The organism is Citricoccus sp. NPDC055426 (genome assembly GCF_040677445.1).
Classification (GTDB): Bacteria; Actinomycetota; Actinomycetes; order Actinomycetales; family Micrococcaceae; genus Citricoccus.
The window spans coordinates 23,396-38,056 of record NZ_JBFARZ010000010.1 but is presented as its reverse complement, the minus strand read 5'-3'; the positions used below and the strand labels follow the sequence as shown (position 1 = coordinate 38,056).

The window sequence follows — 14,661 nt, the reverse complement described above, 5'->3', positions numbered from 1 at the left end:
CGGTCGCCTCCCGCGGGAGGCGACCGGCCGACGTCGTGGTCCAGGGTCTTGGCCCCGGTGTCAGGACCGGTTCAGGTCCGGTTCAGGCCTTCGGGAACACCGGGACGGCGTCTCCGGCCATCTCCTCGATGACGCGGACGACCTGGCAGGAGTAGCCGAACTCGTTGTCGTACCAGACGTAGAGGATGGCGTTCTTGCCGCCGTTGACGATGGTGGCCAGTCCGTCCACGATCCCGGCGCGGTTGGAGCCGACGAAGTCCGAGGAGACGATCTCGGGCGAGTGGATGTAGTCGATCTGGTTGCGCAGCGGCCCGGTCAGTGACTCGTTCCGCAGGCGCGCGTTGAGGTCCTCCACCGTGGTCTCCTTCTGCAGGGCCAGGTTCAGGATGGCCATGGAGACGTTCGGGGTGGGGACGCGGATGGCGTTGCCGGAGAGCTTGCCCTCCAGCTCGGGCAGGGCCTTCGCCACCGCCTTGGCGGCACCGGTCTCCGTGAGCACCATGTTCAGGCCGGCGGCGCGGCCGCGGCGGGAGCCCTTGTGGAAGTTGTCCGTGAGGTTCTGGTCGTTGGTGTAGGCGTGCACGGTCTCCACGTGGCCGTAGTCGATGCCGTACTCGTCGTTGAGGACCTTCAGCACCGGGGTGATGCCGTTGGTGGTGCAGGAGGCCGCCGAGAGGATGGTGTCCTCGTCCCGGATGTCGGCCGTGTTGACGCCGAAGACGATGTTCTTGATGTCCCCCTTGCCCGGGGCGGTCAACAGGACCTTGGAGGCGCCGGTCGCCTGCAGGTGCTGGCCCAGTCCGTCCTCATCCCGCCAGCGGCCGGTGTTGTCCACCACGATCGCGTCCTGGATGCCGAAGGAGGTGTAGTCCACGGTGGCCGGGTCGTTGGAGTAGATGACCTGGATGACGGTGCCGTTGGCGGTGATCGTGTTCTGCTCCTGGTCCACGGTGATGGTGCCCTCGAAGGGGCCGTGGATGGAGTCGCGGCGCAGCAGCGAGGCCCGCTTGACGAGGTCGTTCTCCGAGTTCTTGCGGACCACGATGGCACGCAGCCGCAGCGAGGAGCCGCCACCCTCATGGGAGAGGATGATGCGGGCCAGCAGCCGGCCGATGCGGCCGAAGCCGTAGAGCACCACGTCCTTCGGCGCCTTGACACCCTCGCCGCCGTGACCGGCGATCTCCGCCAGCTCGGTGTTAAGGAAGTCCTGCAGGTCACCGCCGGCCGCACGGTAGGCGGCGGCCATCCGGCCCAGGTCGATCGATGCGGCGCCCAGGTTCATGCCGGCCAGCGCCTGCACCATGGGGTAGGTCTCCTCGACCGGGAGCACGGCATCATCGATCTGGCGCGCATAGCGGTGCGCCTTGATGATGTCGATGACGCCCTTGTGGACGAGCTGGCGGCCGTAGATGCTCGTGATCACGTTGTTGTCCCGGTACAACGAGCCGATCAGCGGAACCATCCGCTCGGCCAGTTCCTCCCGGTGGTTCCAGGCGGAGTGCTGGTCCTGCGCGGTGCCGTTGGTCTTGTCTGCCACGGTAGGTCCTTCCCTTTGTTCCCGTGCCGACCACGTTGGCGGCCACGGCGGAGCCCAGTCTAGTGAATCCACTGCCGCGTGCGGTCACCGGGGCGCCATGCGACGACCGGGCTCGTGTGGCGTACGTCGCATTGGGCGGCGTGCAACTACTGACAGCCTTGTCATTTGTTGTTTGACTCGGTGCATCACCTTCCTGAATGGTGGCTGGGAACCAACGATTGGCTTCACCGTCCTCGCACCGTGACGGAGTGCATCGTCTGACGAAGAGAGAGAACCATGTCGACATCGGACCACGAGTCCCTGACCACCGCGGAGGAGCCTTCCACCCCCGGGGAGAGTCCCGGCCCCGCACCAGAGACCGCCACAACCGCCGGCACCGGCGAGCCGGTCCACCCCGCAGCCCGGATCCACGAGAACGACTCGGACGAGCAGGTCACCGAGAAGCTCCGGCTCCAGGGTGTCCGGGTGGGCGCCGGAACCATCGCCCCGGCCGTGTTCTGGCCCTCGATCCTCATCGTGACGGCCGTGGCCGTCCTCGCGATCGCCGCCCCGGAGACCACCGGGACCGTGCTCTCGAATATCCAGGGCTGGATCTCCACCAACCTCGGCTGGTTCTACATGCTGGCCATCGGCATCTTCATCGTGGTGGCGCTGGCCCTCTGCTTCTCCAAGTTCGGCCATATCACCCTGGGCCGTGACGGTGAGAAGCCCGAATACGGGATCCTGTCCTGGTTCGCGATGCTCTTCGCCGCCGGCATGGGCATCGGCCTGGTGTTCTACGGCGTGGGCGAGCCCCTCGGCTACGCCACCGTCACCCCCAAGCCGGGCTGGCCGGGCACCGAGACGGTGGAGGGCGTCACCTCCGTGCTCCCCGGCCAGGAACACGCCGTCGCCATGCTGGGCATGGCCCAGACCTTCGTGCACTGGGGTCTGCACCCCTGGGCCATCTACGCCGTCATCGGTCTGGCCGTCGGCTACGCCATCCACCGCCGGGGCCGCCCCGTGTCCATCCGCTGGGCCCTCGAGCCGATCCTCGGCGACCGCGTGAAGGGCTGGATGGGCGACATCATCGACATCCTCGCCATCTTCGGCACCATCTTCGGCATCGCCACCTCGCTCGGCCTGGGGGTCCAGCAGATCGGTGCCGGACTGACCGCCATGGGCATCGTGGAGGCGCCCGACCAGTGGCTGCTGGTCGGTCTGATCATCATCATCACGCTCCTCGCGACCGGCTCGGTCGTCACCGGAATCGGTCGGGGCATCAAATGGTTGTCCAACATCAACCTGTCCCTGGCGGCCATCCTCGTCCTGTCCGTGCTCCTGCTCGGACCGACGCTGTTCCTGTTCCAGAACTTCGTCCAGTCCATCGGTGTCTACCTCGCCGAGGTCCTCAACATGACCTTCGACGTCGGCGCCTACTCCGGTGAGGCCGGCGCGGCCTGGGGATCTGGCTGGACCATCTTCTACTGGGGCTGGTGGGTCTCCTGGGCGCCCTTCGTGGGCGTGTTCATCGCCCGGATCTCCCGCGGCCGGACCGTCCGTCAGTTCATCTCGGGTGTGCTGCTGGTCCCCACCCTGGTCGGCTTCCTCTGGTTCTCGATCATGGGCGGCACCGGCCTGTGGCGCCAGCTGTTCTCGGACCAGCCCCTCGTGGAGGAGGGAGCCGAGTCCCTCGGCGTGGAGGCGGCCCTGTTCGATGTCCTGGGCGGACTGCCCCTCGGCGGTGTGCTCTCCGTGATCGCCATCCTCCTTGTCGCGATCTTCTTCATCACCTCCTCCGATTCCGGTTCGCTGGTCGTGGACATGCTCGCCTCCGGCGGGCACCCGAATCCGCCGGTCTGGTCCCGGGTGCTGTTCGCGTTCCTGGAGGGCGCGCTGGCCATCGGCCTGCTGCTGGCCGGCGGACTCGGGGCCCTGCAGGCTGCGTCGATCGCCACGGCGTTGCCGTTCAGCCTCGTCCTGCTGGCCATGTGCTTCGCCATCGTCAAGGCCCTGAAGAGGGACCAGGACGCCATCGACGCCCGAGAGCGCCGCGCCCGTTACCAGCAGATCAGTGAACGTCTCTCGGAGGACTTCGACGACGCCTTCGGCGAGCAGGTGGACCACCGGATCGACTACCGGCTCTCCCGGACGACCGGTCTCTTCGAACGGCGCCGCGAGCCGGGGGCGGATGGCTCCGCCACCCAGACCGCCGACCCGTCCGCGGCGCAGGGCACCGCACCAGATGCCGGGCCCTCCCGCGGGCTGTTCGGCCGGCGTCGCCGGGACGGCCGGGAGGACGAGACGTGACCTGAGGTCCACGTCCCGCCGGGGCCCACCGCGGCGCCGGACGACACGAACCCCCCGGAAGGCCTGGCCTTCCGGGGGGTCCGTGTCTGCAGCAGAAGCCGGAGGGACAGGCTGGCTTGTACGCCGGGTTCTGTACCGGGGGCGGTCACCCGCCTCCCAGCGACGGCCATCCATCTAGGCCCGCCGTTGCCGACGGGCTCGAGCGGCCAACCCGGATGCTCGGGCGGGCAGCCCTCGAACACATCCTGTTCGGCCTTGCTCCGGATGGGGTTTACCGAGCCGATCCGGTCACCCGGACCGCTGGTGGTCTCTTACACCACCCTTTCACCCTCACCGGGCCCGCAGCGGTGCGGACACCGTTACGGACCAGGCGGTCTGCTTTCTGTGGCACTGTCCTGCGGGTTGCCCCGAGTGGGCGTTACCCACCATCCTGCCCTGTGGAGCCCGGACGTTCCTCACGGCACCGTCACCGGCGCCCTGCGGCCGTCCGCCAGCCTGTCCCGGCGGCCCAGTCTACGCGGGTCCGCAGTGTGCCGGGCACTCGCTAGGCTGTTCACCGTGTTGATCCTGTTGCCGCCCTCCGAGGGCAAGACCGCTCCCCGTTCCGGTGCTCCCCTGGATCTCGAGTCCCTCGTGCTGCCTTCGCTGGCCGGTGAACGCACCACGGCCATGGGCATCCTCTCCGCCGTGTCCTCCGCCCCCGACGCCGCCGAGGTGCTGGGCGTCGGCGAGGCCGTCCGGTCCGACATCGAGGCCAACATGGTGCTCTTCGAGTCCCCGGCGGCGCCCGCCCACCAGGTCTTCACCGGGGTCCTCTTCGACGCCCTGGACTATGCGTCCCTCCCCGAGGCCGCCCGCCGCAGGGCCCGGAGCCGCGTCCTCGTCTTCTCCGGCCTCTTCGGGGTCCTCGCCTTGGGCGACCACGTGCCGAACCACCGCCTGACCGTCACGGCCAGCCTGCCGGGTCTGGGGCGGATGTCCAGCTGGTGGAAGCCGCGCCTGACCCCGCCGTTGGACGCCCACGCCGAGCGTGCGGGCGTCATCATCGACTGCCGCTCCGGCGGCTACATGGCCCAGTGGAAGGCCCCGGCGGGGCTCACCGCCACCGTGGACGTCTTCCAGGTCCGCGCCGGGAAGCGGACGGTGGTCTCCCACTTCGCCAAGCACACCCGCGGCCTGGTGGCCCGTCAGCTGTTGCTCGCCGGCAGCCGGGTGGTGACCTCCCCGGAGACCGCGGCCGAGGTGGTGGCCGCCGCCGGGTCCGCGGCGGGACCCCACGAGTGGGAGGTGGACCTCGTCCCGTCCACGGGGAAGAAGCACGCCAGCCTGCAGGTCACCCTCCCCGAGGCGCATTCCACCGTCTGACGAGCGATCTGCAGGTCGATGGATGACCTCACATCGGCGTGTCGTCGGCGTGTCGGGTCATCCATCGACCTGCAGTTGAAGGCGTCAGGCGGGGTCCGCGACGAGCTCGACCTCGAAGCCGTCCGGGGCCTCCAGGTAGGCCGCGTAGTGGTTGCGCCCCCCGGCGAAGGGGTGGCGGTCGGCGAACAGCAGGGTGAAGCCCCGCTGACGGGCCGCCGCCGTGAGGGCGTCCACCTCCGCGCGGGTCCCCGCGTGGAAGGCCAGGTGGTTCAGCCCGGGCCGCCGTCGGTCATGACCGTCAGCCGCCACGTCCGGACCCGATTCCAGCACCAGGTACTCCCCCGCCCCCTGGTAGCTCGTGCCCTCGGACCATTCCCCGCTCACCGCATAGCCCACTTGCTGGAAGAGCCAGCCGAGGCTGCCCCGGGCGGCGGCCAGGTCCGCCACCCAGATCTCCACGTGGTGCAGCCGCCCTACCCGGCGGGAGGGCCCGACGTCGGCCGGCCGGGAGGACACGGCGGGCGCCGGTTCCAGCGGTGTGGGCTCCGGCGGCGTGGGTTCCGACGACGTGGGTTCCGACGGTATGGGCTCCGACGACCCGGAGACCTTCAGGCCGGAGCGGGACTTCACCCATGCGGTGCCGCTGGCCCCGGCGTCCATGGCCTCGTTGGAGAGCAGGTCCGCGTCCTTGTTGCGGGCCCGCGGGATCCACTCGTAGGTGACGCGGCTGGGCGGGAGCAGGCTCTTGGCCTCGGCCGCGAGCTTCTGCATGTCCGCGTGCTTGATCTTCCACCGGCCGCTCATCTGCTCGACCACGAGCTTTGAGTCCATCTTCACGTGGACGGCCGCCTCAGGGTCGATCGCCCGCGCCAGCCTCAGGCCGGCGATGAGTCCGGAGTACTCGGCCACGTTGTTGGAGGCCTTGCCCAGCGGCTGGGCGTCGATGTCCAGCAGGGCACCGGTGTCGGGGTCGCGCACCAGCGCCCCGTAACCGGCCACCCCGGGGTTGCCGCGGGAGCCGCCGTCGGCCTCCACGTGCAGCAGTCGCGTCCCGGTGGCTCGGGAGGAGGGTGCCGGCACGCTCACTGCTCCTGTCCGGCGCGGACCAGGATGGCCCCGGAATCCGGGCAGTAGACGAGCGTCTGGGCATCGGCCTGCTCGATCTGGGCCAGGTCGGCGGGGCTGATCGGCAGGCCGGAGGCCTCGGAGGTGTTGCCGACCAGGCGGGCGGCGCCGATGCCGCCGTTGCGTTCCCGGAGCTTGTCGTACCGGGCCACGAGGTCAGCGGGCAGGCTGGCGGCCACCGCCTTGCGCTGCGCGGTGAGGTCGTTGCCCTCGGCGGCGACGCCGGCGGCCTCCTCCTTCAGCTCGGCGGAGCGCTGCTGGGCGGCGGACCGCGCGCCGGCGAGGTCCTGCTGGGCCGCCGCATCGGCGGCCTCGGACTGCTCGGCGGCCTCCATGGCCTCCAGCTCGGTGCCCTCGTGCTCGTCCTGCAGCGCCTTGAGGGTGGCCAGCTCGTGCATCATGCCCTCGAGGTCCTTGGCCGAGCCCTGGCCGGCGTCCAGCCGGGCCTGGTTGCGGTCTCGGCGTTGCTGGACCTCGGCCACGCGGGACTCGGCCTCGCGGACCGCCTCGCGGGCCTGTTCCAGCGCCGCTGCCGTCTGCTCGGCCGTGGCCTGCTGCTCGGCGAGGGTCCGTTGCAGACCGGCGTAGTCGGGGTCCTGGCGCAGCTGCTGCATGCGGTGCCGGGCCCGGTCCAGCGCCGTGTCGAGCTGCTGCAGGTCCAACAGGCGGAGCTGGTCGGCCGGTGTTGCGGTGGTGGTACTCATGGCGTGCTCCTCAGCTGCCGGGCGTCAGGACATAGTCCCAGGGGTCGGTGTTCTGGCCGCTCACGGCGATCTCCACGTCGAAGCCGCTCTCGGAGAGCAGGGTGTCCAGCGCCTCGGCCGCGGCGGGCAGCCACAGCCATTCGCTGCCGAAGTGGGAGACCTCCACGAGGTAGGGGCGGCCCCCGGTCAGGCGGGCCGCCTCCCGGAGCTCGGAGGCGGGGTGGTGGCGCAGGTCCGCGGTGACGTAGACGTCTGCGGCGGCCGCGCGGACCTCATCGAACAGGCTGTCGCCCGCCCCGCCGCACACGGCCACCCGCTGTACGATCCCGTCCCGGTCCCCCGCCACGCGGACCCCGCCGGCCACGGCGGGCATCGCCCCGAACACCCGGGCGGCGAACTCGGACAGGGGCAGCGGCCGCTCCAGTACTCCCACCCGGCCGAGGCCCTCCTCCGGCAGGCCGTCCCGGACGGGGGCCAGCGGCACCACGTCCTGCAGCCCGAGGATGTCGGCCAGGACATCGGAGACCCCGCCCACGGCGGAGTCGGCATTGGTGTGAGCGGTCAACAGCGCGCAGCCCCCCTCGATCAGGGTGTGCACCAGCTGCCCCTTGTACCCGGTGGCCGCCACCGAGTGCACCCCGCGCAACAGCAGCGGGTGGTGGGTCACCAGCAGTTGCGCGCCGGCGGCCACGGCCTCGTCCACCACGTCCTGGACGGGGTCCACGGCGAAGTGGATGCGGCCGACCGGCTGATCGGGTCGGCCCGTCACCAGGCCGGTGGCGTCCCACCCCTCGGCCAGCGAGTCCGGCCACAGCTCCTCGAAGCACTCCATGACCTGGGCCAGGGTCGGTGTCCGCGGGGTCTGGTTCTGCGTGGTCATGAGGCCATTCTGCCTGAGACGGGAATGAACATGACGGAATCGGTGCTGTAGGCGGATGTGAGTGATTCAGCGAACACCCCAGCCAGCCCCGAACGCCCGCAACCGTCCCCGCGCGTCCTGACCGTGGCCGGCGGCTGCTTCTGGTGCCTGGACGCCGTGTACCGGCGGATCCGGGGCGTCACCGCGGTGGAGTCCGGATACACGGGCAGCGACTGGCCCCACCCCACCTATGAGACCGTCTGCTCGGGACGCACCGGCCACGCGGAGGGCGTGCGCGTGCGCTTCGACGAGTCCGTCATCAGCGCGGACATGATCCTGGACCTGTTCTTCACCGGCCACGACCCCACGACCCTGAACCGCCAGGGCCATGACGTGGGGACCCAGTACCGTTCGGCCCTGTTCGCCGCGGACGCCGCGGATGAGGAGCTGTTCCGCGCCGCGATCCGGCGGAACCAGGAGAACTGGCCGGATCCGATCGTCACCACCATCGAGCCCCTCGGCACGTGGTATCCGGCCGAGTCCTTCCACCAGGACTTCTACACCAACCGTCCGGACGTCGGATACTGCCACGTGATCATCACGCCGAAGCTGGCCGCCGTGCGCCGCCGTTACTCCGAATGGCTCGTGGAGCCCTCCGAGGCGGTCGGCCTGTCCTAGGCTGAACCCAGTACTGCTGTGCCCGAGGCGCTGCTCCCGGCCTCCCACGTCAACCCGCATTCGTTCCTGGAAGGAATACCGCTGTGGCCATTCTGAACAACATCACCGAAGCCATCGGCAACACGCCACTGATCATGCTGAACCACCTGACCGAGGGCCTGCCCGGCAAGGTCGCCGTCAAGGTGGAGTTCTACAGCCCGGCGAACTCCGTGAAGGACCGCATCGGCCGCTCCATCGTGGACGCCGCCGAGGCCGCGGGCGAGCTGAAGCCGGGCGGGACCATCGTGGAGGGCACCTCCGGCAACACCGGCATCGCCCTGGCCATGGTCGGCGCCGCCCGCGGGTACAAGGTCATCCTGACCATGCCGGAGACCATGTCCAACGAACGCCGCGTGATGCTGCGCGCCTATGGGGCCGAGATCGTCCTGACCCCGGGGGCGGACGGCATGCGGGGCGCCCTGGAGAAGGCCCAGCAGATCGTCGCCGACTCGGACAACGCCATCTGGGCCCGCCAGTTCTCCAGCCAGGCCAACGTCCAGGCGCACTATGACACCACCGGTCCCGAGATCTGGGCCGACTCCGAGGGCGCCGTGGACATCCTGGTCTCCGGCATCGGCACCGGCGGCACCATCACCGGGGCGGGCCGCTACCTGAAGGAGCAGAAGCCCGGGATCGGCCTCATCGCCGTGGAGCCCGCCGACTCCCCCATCCTCTCCGGCGGCAAGCCGGGCCCCCACAAGATCCAGGGCCTCGGCGCCAACTTCGTCCCGGAGGTCCTGGACACGGAGATCTACGACGAGGTCTACACCGCCAGCCTCGAGGAGTCCGTCTCCGTGGCCCGCACCATGGGTACGCGCGAGGGCATCCTCGGCGGGATCTCCGCCGGAGCCATCGTCTCCGCCGCCGTGAAGATCGCCCAGCGCGAGGAGAACCGGGACAAGCTGATCGTGGCCATCGTCCCGGACTTCGGCGAGCGGTACATCTCGACCGTGCTGTTCGAGGACATCCGCGGCTGAGCCACCGCTCCCCGCGCACCCTCCCCTCGCCCCCTCACACCGTCACACCGACCGAAAGGCCTCCCGTGGGTTTCCTGTCCCGTCTGAAGGAAGACATCGCCAATGCCCGAGCCCATGATCCGGCCGCCCGCGGCGATGTGGAGGTGGCAGTGGTCTACTCGGGACTGCACGCGATCTGGGCCCACCGGCTGACCCACCGGATGTGGAGGGTGGAACAGCTCAAGACCCCGGCACGCGTGCTCTCCCAGCTCACCCGGTCCCTCACCGGGATCGAGATCCACCCCGGTGCCACGATCGGCCGGCGCTTCTTCATCGACCACGGCATGGGTGTGGTCATCGGGGAGACCGCCGAGATCGGGGACGACGTGATGCTGTACCACGGGGTGACCCTCGGCGGGCGGTCGCTGGCGCAGGTGAAGCGGCACCCGACCCTGGCCGACGGTGTGGTGGTGGGCGCCGGGGCGAAGATCCTGGGCCCCGTGGAGATCGGCACGGGATCGGCCGTCGGGGCCAACGCGGTGGTGGTCAAGGACACCCCCGCCGACTCCATCGCCACGGGCGTCCCGGCCACCTGGCGGCTCCGGGCCCCCAAGGAGCACCAGGCGGCGGTGGACCCGGCGGAGTACGTGGACCCCGCCATGTGGATCTGACGGAATAATCCCCGGCACGACGACGGCCGGCACCTTCTCGCGGAAGGTGCCGGCCGTCGTCGTGATGGACCGGTTCTCCCGAGTTCCGAGGCACAGAGTGACGAGCGGACGTCACTGGGGTGGGGGTGGAGTCACTTTGCGCCTGGGAGGTTGGGCGTGGGGTCAGGCCTCGATCTCGGTGCGGTCGCCGGACCAGAGGGTGTGGAAGGAGCCGTCCCGGTCCACCCGGCGGTAGGTGTGGGCGCCGAAGTAGTCCCGCAGCCCCTGGGTCAGGGCGGCCGGCAGGCGCTCGCGCCGCAGCCCGTCGTAGTAGGACAGCGCGGAGGAGAACACCGGGACCGGGACCCCGGCCGCCACGGCGGTGGCCACCACGCGGCGCCAGGCCGGCAGGGCGGCGGCGATCGCATCGGAGAATTCGGGGGCGAACAGCAGGTTGGCGGGCTGGCCCTCGGCCGTGGAGCCCGGCGCCGGGTGACGGTCTGTGTCCCGGCCGCCATAGGCCTGCATGATGACGTCGAGCAGGTCGGCGCGGATGATGCAGCCATCCCGCCACAGCGAGGCGATGGTCCCGAGGTCCAGGGACCAGCCGTACTCCTCGGCAGCGGCCGTGAGCATGTCCAGGCCCTGGGCGTAGGAGACCAGCTTCGAGGCGTAGAGCGCCAGGCGCACGTCCTCCACGAAGGACTCCCGGTCGGCCTGCTGCGGGGGGTTCACGGGGTCGGTGCCGGCGGCCAGCACCTGCTGCGCGGTGGCGCGGATCCCGGGCTGGCTGGACAGGGAGCGGGCGAAGACGGACTCGGCGATGGCGCCGATGGGCGAGCCCAGGTCCAGGCCGGAGATGGCGGTCCAGCGGCCCGTGCCCTTCTGGCCGGCCGCATCCGCGATCACGTCCACGAGGGGCTGCCCGGTCGCGCCGTCGGTGTGTCCCAGGACCTCGGCGGTGATCTCGATGAGGTAGGAGGCGAGTTCGGTGGAGTTCCAGTCACGGAAGATCCCGGCCTGCTCGGCCGGCTCGATCCCGCCGACGGAGCGCAGCAGGTCGAAGGCCTCACCGATCACCTGCATGTCCGCGTACTCGATGCCGTTGTGGACCATCTTGACGAAGTGGCCCGCCCCGTCCGTGCCGATCCAGGCACAACAGGGATCCCCCTCGTACTGCGCGGAGATGTCCTCCAGCAGCGGGCCCAGCGCCTCGTAGGACTTCTTCGGGCCGCCCGGCATGATGGACGGGCCGTTCAGGGCGCCCTCCTCGCCGCCCGAGACGCCGATGCCCACGAAGTGCAGGTCCTGCGCCGCCAGCGCGGCCTCGCGGCGCCGGGTGTCCTCGTAGTGCGAGTTGCCGGCGTCGATCACGATGTCCCCCGGCTCCAGGAGCGGCACCAACTGATCGATCACGCTGTCCACGGGCGCCCCGGCCTGGACCATGAGCAGCACCCGGCGGGGCACCGCGAGGTTCTCCACCAGCTCCTCCAGGCTCTCGGTGGGGATGAAGCTACCCTCGTGGCCGTGGTCTGCCATCAGCGCGTCGGTGCGGGCCCGGCTGCGGTTGTGCAGGGCCACGGTATAGCCGTTGCGGGCGAAGTTCCGGGCCAGGTTGGCCCCCATGACCGCCAGTCCCGTGACGCCGATATCAGCCTTCATGCCGTTCCTTCTCTAGGGCTCCAGTTGCGCATCCCAGCCTACGGGACCGACGCAGGTCGGTCCCCGGCGGCTCAGTCCCCGACGGCGTCCCGGCCGCGGCGGACGATCAGCGGGTCCGGCGCGCCGACCACGGCGTGGTCCTTGTCGTCATACTCGAACTGGGACAGGAAGTAGCGGATGGCGTTCAGCCGGGCCCGCTTCTTGTCATTGGAGCGGATGGTGGTCCAGGGCGCGTGGTCCGTGTCCGTGTGCATGAACATGGCCTCCTTCGCCGCGGTGTAGTCCTCCCAGCGGTCCAGGGACTCCAGGTCCATGGGCGAGAGCTTCCACCGGCGGACCGGGTCGATCTGGCGGATCGCGAAGCGGGTCCGCTGCTCGGACTGGGTCACGGAGAACCAGAACTTCGTCAGGTGGATGCCGTCATCCACGAGCATCTTCTCGAACAGGGGCACCTGGTTCATGAAGGTGGTGTACTGCTCGTCCGAGCTGAACCCCATGACCCGCTCCACCCCGGCGCGGTTGTACCAGGAGCGGTCGAACAGCACGATCTCCCCCTCCGTGGGGAAGTGGTTGATATAGCGCTGGAAGTACCACTGCCCCTGTTCGCGGTCCGAGGGCTTGTTGAGGGCCACCACCCGGGCCGTGCGCGGGTTCATGTACTCGGTGAAACGCTTGATGGTGCCGCCCTTGCCGGCGGCGTCCCGGCCCTCGAAGATGATCAGGTGCCGCTGGCCGGTGTCCTCCCCCCAGTACTGCAGCTTCAGCAGCTCGATCTGCAGCAGGTACTTCTCGACCTCGTACTCCTCGCGGGAGAGCCGCTCCTGGTACGGGTAGTCCTCGCGCCAGGTCTCCACGGCCTTGCCGTCCGGCGTGATCAGGTCCGGGTCCGGGGTGTGCTTGTCCGCCACGGTGTAGCCGCCCTCGCGGAGCTTGTCGATGAACTCGCGCAGGTTCTCTCGGGGTGCGTCCGGGCTCAACAGCATGGGGGCTCTCCTTCGGTGCCGGTCTCAGGGCCGGGTCGGGTCTTCATTGTCCATCATGGGGCGGACGGGGTACCGAGGACGGCGTCACATCGGGTGACACGGGTGAACAGACCGTGAACACTCGCGCGGACCGGCACCGGTCAGTCCCAGAGAACGACGACGGCCGCCCACGTCTTGCGGGCGGCCGTCGGTCAAGCTGTGGTCCGGTGGCGTCTAGTGCGCCACCGCGTAGGGCGGCCGCTGCAGGTCCGCGGCCAGGGCCTCGGCGGGGTCGGTCCCGAGGTCCACGATCCGGTTGTCCACGTCCACGTGGACCACGGTGGGCACGAAAGCGCGGGCCTCGGCGTCCTCGAGTTGGGCGTAGGTGATGAGGATGACGGTGTCCCCCACGTCCACGAGGTGGGCGGCCGCCCCGTTGATGCCGAGCACGCCGGAACCGCGTTCGCCGGCGATGGTGTAGGTCTCGAGCCGGGCCCCGTTGGTCACGTCGACGATCGCCACCAGCTCGCCGGGGAGGATGTCCGCGGCGTCGAGCAGGTCCTGGTCCACCGTCACGGAGCCGACGTAGTGCAGGTCGGCGTGGGTCACGGTGGCCCGATGGATCTTCGATTTGAACATGGTCCGGGTCATGGCCATATGGAGCATCCCTTCAGAACGGCAACGAATCCCGCCGTACGTTCGTCAACGTACTGTGCAACGGAAGCCGGCGTCCGCGTATTCCCGGTGCCCGATTCTACGGGACCGACTCGTGGTGGGCCCAGAGGGACTCGAACCCCCGACCCCTTCGGTGTAAACGAAGTGCTCTAACCAACTGAGCTATAGGCCCCAAAGCGCCAACTCTAGCCGAGATGGCCAGCGCGGATGACGCGGACGGTCAGCCCAGATGGTCCTCGAGCCGGCGCTGGCTCCCGGCGCCGGCTCGGACCCGGGCGAGCACGGTGCCGTCGGCGTCCATGAGCACGCTCGTACGGCGCGGCCGGCCCGTGGACTCGTTGAACTCCCCCACGGCGCGAGCGGCGGCCCCGTGGGGCCAGAAATCGGACAGCAGCGGCGTGCGGACCCCGAGCTGCTCGGCCACCGTGCGCAACACGGCCGCGGAATCGCAGGACACCACCCGGAGCCCGACGCCGGTCGGGGCCAGTCGCCCGGCCAGGTCATCAACCCAGGCCAGTTCGGCCATGCACACCGGGGTGAAGGCCCCCGGCAGGAACAGCAGCCAGACACGGGAGGGGACCGGGCCGGCGTCGTCCGCGGGCTCCGGCGCCCCACCGGGACCGGCGCGCGCCACTGGCGGCCAGGTCCAGGTCTGCCCATGCTGGTCCCGGAGCACCGGACGGTCCCCGGGGGCACCGGTCACAGGTTGCGTTTGCCGACCAGGCGGGTCGCGGTCCAGTCCGCGGAGACCCCGGCGGTCGTGGTGACGTGCAGACCGGCCGTCGGGGCGGCCTCGGCGACATCGGCCGGCGGGACGTGTCCCGGTTGGCTGTTGCGCGGCGTCAGCAGCCACAGCACCCCCCCGGTGTCCAGGGAGGTCTGGGAATCCATCAGGGCGTCGGCCAGGTCGTCGACATCCCCGTCAGACTCCCGCCACCACAGGATGACGGCATCCACCGGTTCCTGGTCCTCCTCGGTGAGGATCTCGGAGCCGAGCTCGTCCTCGAGGGTGTTCCGGAAGTCGAAGTCGATGTCGTCATCGAAACCGAGTTCCTGGACCAGGCGACCTGCGGACAGGCCCATCTTCGCGGCCGGTCCGTCACTGGTCTCCGTCGATCCCCCCACCGCTGGGGCGGAGTCTGGCTGGTTCACTGCTCTCC

The 14,661-nt window shown here is 70.0% G+C and carries 14 protein-coding genes, 1 tRNA gene and 1 other RNA gene; 5 read left to right on the top strand and 11 right to left on the bottom strand.

Annotated elements, in window-relative coordinates; all coding sequences use genetic code 11:
- Positions 1-82 precede the first annotated feature (82 nt).
- Positions 83-1,537, bottom strand: a complete 1,455-nt coding sequence (locus AB0K08_RS13370) for a glyceraldehyde-3-phosphate dehydrogenase (RefSeq protein WP_363355238.1) — start codon at positions 1,535-1,537, stop codon at positions 83-85.
- Between the two features lie 276 nt (positions 1,538-1,813).
- On the opposite strand from AB0K08_RS13370, the gene AB0K08_RS13365 reads away from it, so the two are divergent.
- Positions 1,814-3,826: a BCCT family transporter gene (locus AB0K08_RS13365; protein ID WP_363355236.1), complete on the top strand. Its 2,013-nt coding sequence runs from the start codon at positions 1,814-1,816 to the stop codon at positions 3,824-3,826.
- A gap of 102 nt (positions 3,827-3,928) precedes the next feature.
- Here AB0K08_RS13365 and rnpB read toward each other — a convergent pair.
- Positions 3,929-4,325, bottom strand: an RNA gene (gene rnpB, locus AB0K08_RS13360) — RNase P RNA component class A.
- 59 nt (positions 4,326-4,384) lie between these two features.
- Here rnpB and AB0K08_RS13355 point away from each other — a divergent pair.
- Entirely contained in the window at positions 4,385-5,191 is an 807-nt protein-coding gene (locus tag AB0K08_RS13355) for a peroxide stress protein YaaA (protein WP_363355234.1), read from the top strand.
- 84 nt (positions 5,192-5,275) lie between these two features.
- On the opposite strand, the gene AB0K08_RS13350 is transcribed toward AB0K08_RS13355, so the two are convergent.
- Genes AB0K08_RS13350 through AB0K08_RS13340 form a run of 3 tightly spaced genes read right to left on the bottom strand, consistent with a single transcriptional unit; the run spans position 5,276 to position 7,900 of the window.
- Positions 5,276-6,271 carry a reverse transcriptase-like protein gene (locus AB0K08_RS13350; RefSeq protein WP_363355232.1) on the bottom strand — a complete coding sequence of 332 codons (996 nt, stop codon included), beginning with the start codon at positions 6,269-6,271 and terminating at the stop codon, positions 5,276-5,278.
- Between the two features lie 2 nt (positions 6,272-6,273).
- The gene (locus AB0K08_RS13345; protein ID WP_363355230.1) at positions 6,274-7,020 is read right to left on the bottom strand and encodes a DNA-binding protein; all 747 of its coding nucleotides are present in this window, start codon (positions 7,018-7,020) and stop codon (positions 6,274-6,276) included.
- 10 nt (positions 7,021-7,030) lie between these two features.
- Positions 7,031-7,900: a Nif3-like dinuclear metal center hexameric protein gene (locus tag AB0K08_RS13340; protein WP_363355228.1), complete on the bottom strand. Its 870-nt coding sequence runs from the start codon at positions 7,898-7,900 to the stop codon at positions 7,031-7,033.
- A gap of 117 nt (positions 7,901-8,017) precedes the next feature.
- Between AB0K08_RS13340 and msrA the strand changes: the two genes are divergently transcribed.
- The 3 genes from msrA (at position 8,018) to epsC (ending at position 10,223) form a co-directional block, all read left to right on the top strand.
- Entirely contained in the window at positions 8,018-8,557 is a 540-nt protein-coding gene (msrA, locus tag AB0K08_RS13335) for a peptide-methionine (S)-S-oxide reductase MsrA (RefSeq protein ID WP_363355414.1), read from the top strand.
- 83 nt (positions 8,558-8,640) lie between these two features.
- Positions 8,641-9,573 carry a cysteine synthase A gene (gene cysK / locus AB0K08_RS13330; protein WP_363355226.1) on the top strand — a complete coding sequence of 311 codons (933 nt, stop codon included), beginning with the start codon at positions 8,641-8,643 and terminating at the stop codon, positions 9,571-9,573.
- Positions 9,574-9,638: 65 nt separating this feature from the next.
- Positions 9,639-10,223, top strand: a complete 585-nt coding sequence (epsC, locus tag AB0K08_RS13325) for a serine O-acetyltransferase EpsC (RefSeq protein WP_363355224.1) — start codon at positions 9,639-9,641, stop codon at positions 10,221-10,223.
- 162 nt (positions 10,224-10,385) lie between these two features.
- On the opposite strand, the gene gndA is transcribed toward epsC, so the two are convergent.
- The 6 genes from gndA to AB0K08_RS13295 form a co-directional block, all read right to left on the bottom strand.
- Positions 10,386-11,864, bottom strand: a complete 1,479-nt coding sequence (gene gndA, locus AB0K08_RS13320) for an NADP-dependent phosphogluconate dehydrogenase (RefSeq protein WP_363355222.1) — start codon at positions 11,862-11,864, stop codon at positions 10,386-10,388.
- Between the two features lie 71 nt (positions 11,865-11,935).
- Entirely contained in the window at positions 11,936-12,847 is a 912-nt protein-coding gene (ppk2, locus tag AB0K08_RS13315; RefSeq protein ID WP_363355220.1) for a polyphosphate kinase 2, read from the bottom strand.
- A 213-nt stretch (positions 12,848-13,060) separates the two neighbouring features.
- Complete coding sequence (panD, locus tag AB0K08_RS13310; RefSeq protein WP_363355218.1) at positions 13,061-13,477, bottom strand: aspartate 1-decarboxylase; 417 nt, start codon at positions 13,475-13,477, stop codon at positions 13,061-13,063.
- Positions 13,478-13,596: 119 nt separating this feature from the next.
- A tRNA-Val gene (locus AB0K08_RS13305) sits at positions 13,597-13,673 on the bottom strand.
- A 48-nt stretch (positions 13,674-13,721) separates the two neighbouring features.
- Positions 13,722-14,204, bottom strand: a complete 483-nt coding sequence (locus AB0K08_RS13300) for a redoxin domain-containing protein (protein ID WP_363355216.1) — start codon at positions 14,202-14,204, stop codon at positions 13,722-13,724.
- On the bottom strand, positions 14,201-14,584 hold the full coding sequence (locus tag AB0K08_RS13295; RefSeq protein ID WP_363355412.1) for a DUF3052 domain-containing protein: 384 nt from the start codon (positions 14,582-14,584) through the stop codon (positions 14,201-14,203). Before AB0K08_RS13295 ends, AB0K08_RS13300 begins: the two co-directional genes overlap by 4 nt.
- Positions 14,585-14,661: the final 77 nt, after the last annotated feature.

Bases quoted from the DNA above. Each gene is read 5' to 3' on its own strand.
- panD (WP_363355218.1), bottom strand. From the start codon at position 13,477: ATGACCCGGACCATGTTCAAATCGAAGATCCATCGGGCCACCGTGACC.
- AB0K08_RS13340 (WP_363355228.1), bottom strand. From the start codon at position 7,900: ATGACCACGCAGAACCAGACCCCGCGGACACCGACCCTGGCCCAGGTC.
- AB0K08_RS13345 (WP_363355230.1), bottom strand. From the start codon at position 7,020: ATGAGTACCACCACCGCAACACCGGCCGACCAGCTCCGCCTGTTGGAC.
- ppk2 (WP_363355220.1), bottom strand. From the start codon at position 12,847: ATGCTGTTGAGCCCGGACGCACCCCGAGAGAACCTGCGCGAGTTCATC.
- AB0K08_RS13295 (WP_363355412.1), bottom strand. From the start codon at position 14,584: ATGGGCCTGTCCGCAGGTCGCCTGGTCCAGGAACTCGGTTTCGATGAC.
- AB0K08_RS13365 (WP_363355236.1), top strand. From the start codon at position 1,814: ATGTCGACATCGGACCACGAGTCCCTGACCACCGCGGAGGAGCCTTCC.
- gndA (WP_363355222.1), bottom strand. From the start codon at position 11,864: ATGAAGGCTGATATCGGCGTCACGGGACTGGCGGTCATGGGGGCCAAC.